Here is a 4632-nt window from a genome sequence, read left to right as displayed (position 1 = left end):
AAACCAAACATTGAAGAAAAGACCACACCCATCACCGTGTCCTGTTTGATACGGCTATTGCTTCCTAAAAAACCCGTTAATAGTGCACACACCATTCCTGCAACAAAAGCACCGCAAGTAATCAAAGTCATTGTAATATTCTCGGGACGCATATGCTGAATCCAAGCAAATGGCAAAGAAGTTAAAAATGCAATTACCCATGGTGTTGTCATATAACCAACAACAACACCGGGAAAAACTGCATGGGAAATGGCATCGCCTAACAGTGCCCATCCTTTTAAGATAAGAAAGCAGGAAAGCATTGCCATTGGAACAGAAAGAATCATGACAATAAACATACCCTTAAGCATAAAAGAAAATTGAAACGGAAGCAGTAATTGATCAATCATGATAATATCACACCCTTTTTTGCCGCATTTATACGTAAGCGTGCAGCAATAAACCCGTGTTTAGGAGCAAAAACAAAAGCCAAAATAAATAAAAATGCTTGAAAAAGTACTACGACCCCGCCTGTTTGCGCATTCAAAAAATAACTTACATAAACACCCAAGACACTTGTGAATGTTCCAATTATAACTGCAATAATCAAGACATTTACGAAACGATCACTTAAAAGATAGGCTGTTGCCCCAGGTGTCACAACAAGACAAATGACTAAGAACGCTCCAACGGTTTGCATGGCAGCAACGGTACAAGCGGCCAGTAATGTGAAAAAGAGAATCTTTAAAAACTTTACGTTTAATCCAATGGCATGCGCATGCGTTTCATCAAATAATGAAACAAGAAGATCTTTCCATTTCAAAAGCAATATAAGCAAAGAAAAAAAGCCGATAAAAGCCAATTGTAGAATATCTGTTGAACTAACTGCTAAAATATTTCCCAAAACAATCGTATCAATATTAACAGCCATTGGTTTTAATGATTTGAGAAATAACCCAAAGGCAAAAAAGGAAGAAAAAATGAGCCCAATAATGGTATCTTCTTTAAGTTTTGTTCGATGGTTAAAAAAGAGCATTGCTGCTGCTGCAAGACCACCAGAAAAAAAAGCGCCGAGTGAAAAAGGTAACCCTAAAAGGTAAGCTCCTGCTACACCAGGAACAATCGAATGGGAAAGTGCATCACCAATCAATGACCAACCTTTTAACATCAAAAAAGCCGAAAGAAAGGCACAAACACACCCAACTAACCCAGAAACCCACATTGCATTCACCATATATTGATAGCTCAGTGGCTCAAGCAACCAAGAAATCATGCAACGTGCTCCACTCTTTCAATATCTTCACAAACTGCAGACTGCTTTCTTCCCATGAAAACATCATTTTTTTTTGTGCTTTGAAGATCAAAAATATGGTGGTGCAAAGACCCTCCAAAAGTTTTTTCCAGATTTTGCTTTGTAAAGATTTTTTCAGTTAATCCGGAAGCTAACACTGTTCCTTTTATTAAAACCGTATGATCACAAAATTCACGAACAGAGCCCAAATTGTGCGTTGAAACCAAGATCACAGCTCCTTCTTTACGAAGATCTTGTAACAAAGCAATGATTTTATCTTCTGTTGTAACATCAACCCCTGTAAACGGTTCATCTAATAAAATAGCTTTTGCTTTTTGTGCAAGAGCGCGTGCTAGAAAAACACGCTTTTTCTGTCCACCAGAAAGTTCTCCAATTTGGCGCTTAGCAAAAGCCAGCATATCAACACGTTCTAAGGCAATACGAACGGCTTCATAATCTTGTGTACGGGCATAGCGAAAGAAATTCATATGACCGTACCGCCCCATCAATACAACATCTTCAACCAAGACAGGAAAATTCCAATCGACATCTTCACTTTGAGGAACATAAGCAATAAGATTTTTTTTCAAAGCTACATCAACGGGCAAATCAAACATGCGAATTTTTCCCTTTGAGGGGCGTACAAACCCCATAATCGCTTTAAATAACGTTGACTTACCGGATCCATTAACACCAACCAATGCCGTAATAGAACCCTTTGGACTTTCAAAATTCACTTCGCGTAAAGCTGTATGTCCATTACGATAAGTTACCGTTACCCCTTGGGCAAATATTCCACATTCCGTCATTGGCTTTTTACTCCCTCTGCTAGAGCCTTGCTAATACGCCCACTCGTGACACGTAATAAATCAATATAAGTGGGGACCTCACCATTTTTCTCACTCAGAGAATCAACATAGAGAACACCACCGTATTTAGCCCCTGTTTCTCTGGCAACCTGCTTAGCAGGTGCAGGGGAAATAGTGCTTTCAGAAAAAACTGCATGAATATTGTATTTGCGAACCATATCAATAACATGCTTGACCTGCTGTGGTGTTCCTTGTTGGTCAGCATTGATGGGCCATAAATAAAGTTCTTTTAGATCAAAATCACGCGCCAAATAGCTAAAAGCCCCCTCACTGGTCACAAGCCAACGCTTATCTTGCGGTACGGCTTCTAATTCAGCTCTAATTGGATCAATCGTTGCACGAATTTTCTGTTTATAAATTTCAGCATTCTCTTTATAAATTTCAGCATGTTCAGGGTCATATTTTACAAAAGCATCGCGAATATTATCAACGTAAATCAAAGCAGAGGTCGGTGACATCCACGCATGAGGATTGGGTTTACCGCTAAAAGGGCCCTCACCAATTTTAATGGGTAGAATACCTTTTGAAACAACAACACTTGGAACATCCTTGATATTTTGAAAAAACTTTTCAAACCAAAGCTCTAACTCTAAACCATTCCACAATACAAGGTTAGCTCCCTGAGCACGCATAAGATCGCGTGGGGTGGGTTGATATTCATGAATTTCCGCACCTGGTTTTGTAATGGATTCAACATCAGCGGCATCACCTGCTACATTGCGTGCCATATCAGCAATGATAGTAAATGTCGTAACAGCTTTAAATTTACCAGCACACAAAGCAAAATTGGGTGTAAAAAAAATAACACTTCCAAAAACTATGGTGAAAAATGTTCTTACGTTCATTGATGCTCTCTTTCCTTTATATGCCTTCTTTTTATTGCAAATAATTTGCATTATCATTTAGCAATAGCAGTTATCTTTTACATTTGCAATGAAGGATTAAGAGAAAAAATAACTTTTCAAGATGTTTAAAAACAGTTTTTTCATATTGAAAAAACTGATGATTTAAGCAGCTTGTTTTAGTAAAGAGATCCCCTTTCAAGAAGTTCTATAGCTCTTGAATGCCAAACAAAAAGGGAGCACTCAAAAATGCTCCCACTTCATGTAAAATATCTCATAAAAAATGAGAATACTCAGTAGCGTAAATATGCACCTGTCATTTTGGTAACATTATCCACGATCTTTGAGGCAAGCTTTTCTAAATCTTCATCTGTTAGAGTCCGTTCTATGGGCTGAATAGTTACTTCAATTGCAACAGATTTTTTATCTTCACCAAAGCTTAAATCTTCAAAAATATCAAAAACCTGCACTGAATGAATAAGTTTTTTATCAGCTCCACTTGCCGCCCGAGTAATAAGAGAAGAGGCAACAGTTTTATCCGCTATAAAGGCAAAATCACGCCGCACCATTTGAAAAGGTGAGAGTTTCAAAGGAGGACGGCTTTTGGTCGTTTTTTTATTTGATTCTGGAATTCGGTCTAGAAAAATTTCAAAGCCGCATAAAGGACCACTGACATCTAACGTTTCTAATGTAGCAGGATGAAAAACACCAAAAAAACCAAGAATAATCTTTGATCCAAGTTTTATGACACCTGAACGACCTGGATGATACCAATCAGGTGCTCCAACTTCAATCTGTACTTTCCCAACATCCATATCACATGCTTCTAAAACAGCTAAAGCATCTGCTTTGGCATCAAAAACATCAACGACGGTTGCATTTCCATTCCAAAAACGCCCTGCCCCTTTAAATTGCTCTGTTCCGCGACGAACTCCACTAACAACACGGTGTTGTTTATCAGGGGTGTCACCCTCATAAATACTTGAAACTTCAAACAAAGAAAGATCGGAAAAACCACGATCAGCATTTCTCTGTGCCGCCATAATCAAACCAGGTAAAAGGGAAGGACGCATTACTGACATATCAGCAGCAATAGGATTAACTAATTTAAGCTCTTCTTGACCTCCTCCAAAAGCAAGAGCTTGATTTTCAGAAATAAAAGACCATGTTACCGCTTCTTTCATACCACGTTGCACTAGAGCCAAACGTGTAGCACGTGAACGAATTTGTGCGCATGTTAAAATTTGATCTTTTCCTTCTGCAAAGTTTTCCAAAGGAATAGGTTTAATTTTATCTAACCCATAAATTCTCATAACCTCTTCCACCAAATCGGCTTTACCCATAATATCAGGGCGCCATGATGGTACTTTTACCGTAACGACATCTCCTTTTCCTTCAACAAAAAATCCGAGTTTTGTTAAAATAGAGATGACTTTTTCAGGCTCTATTTCCAAATTTGTTAAACGTTTAATTTCAGAAAAAGGAAAAGCGATCTGTTTGATTTCTTGTTGCTGATAGCCAACGATTCTTTTTTTAGATACTTCACCACCACAAAGACGTAAGACCAATTCTGTTGCAATTTCAAGCCCTGTTTCTATAAAAGCCGGATCAACACCTCGTTCAAATCGATAACGTGCATCACTGATAAGAC

General features: G+C 38.3%; 5 protein-coding genes. All 5 read right to left on the bottom strand.

The features are described 5' to 3' along the window. Positions 1 to 389, bottom strand: a 389-nt coding sequence (locus tag ACFIO3_RS01180) for a metal ABC transporter permease (RefSeq protein WP_375704034.1), incomplete at its 3' end; no start/stop codon positions are given. Further along, on the bottom strand, positions 386 to 1252 hold the full coding sequence (locus tag ACFIO3_RS01175) for a metal ABC transporter permease (RefSeq protein ID WP_375614908.1): 867 nt from the start codon (positions 1250 to 1252) through the stop codon (positions 386 to 388). The genes ACFIO3_RS01180 and ACFIO3_RS01175, both read right to left, overlap by 4 nt. Beyond that, positions 1249 to 2079: a manganese/iron ABC transporter ATP-binding protein gene (locus ACFIO3_RS01170; RefSeq protein WP_375607867.1), complete on the bottom strand. Its 831-nt coding sequence runs from the start codon at positions 2077 to 2079 to the stop codon at positions 1249 to 1251. The genes ACFIO3_RS01175 and ACFIO3_RS01170 overlap by 4 nt, the downstream gene beginning before the upstream one ends. Beyond that, entirely contained in the window at positions 2076 to 2984 is a 909-nt protein-coding gene (locus ACFIO3_RS01165) for a metal ABC transporter substrate-binding protein (RefSeq protein WP_375606167.1), read from the bottom strand. Before ACFIO3_RS01165 ends, ACFIO3_RS01170 begins: the two co-directional genes overlap by 4 nt. A gap of 290 nt (positions 2985 to 3274) precedes the next feature. Beyond that, on the bottom strand, positions 3275 to 4632 hold a 1358-nt coding region (locus ACFIO3_RS01160), incomplete at its 5' end, for a phenylalanine--tRNA ligase subunit beta (RefSeq protein WP_375704033.1).

The sequence above is a fragment of the Bartonella sp. AD328YNZD genome, from assembly GCF_042196425.1.
Note: the sequence above shows the minus strand (reverse complement) of the source record. Positions and strands in the feature narration are given on the sequence as shown.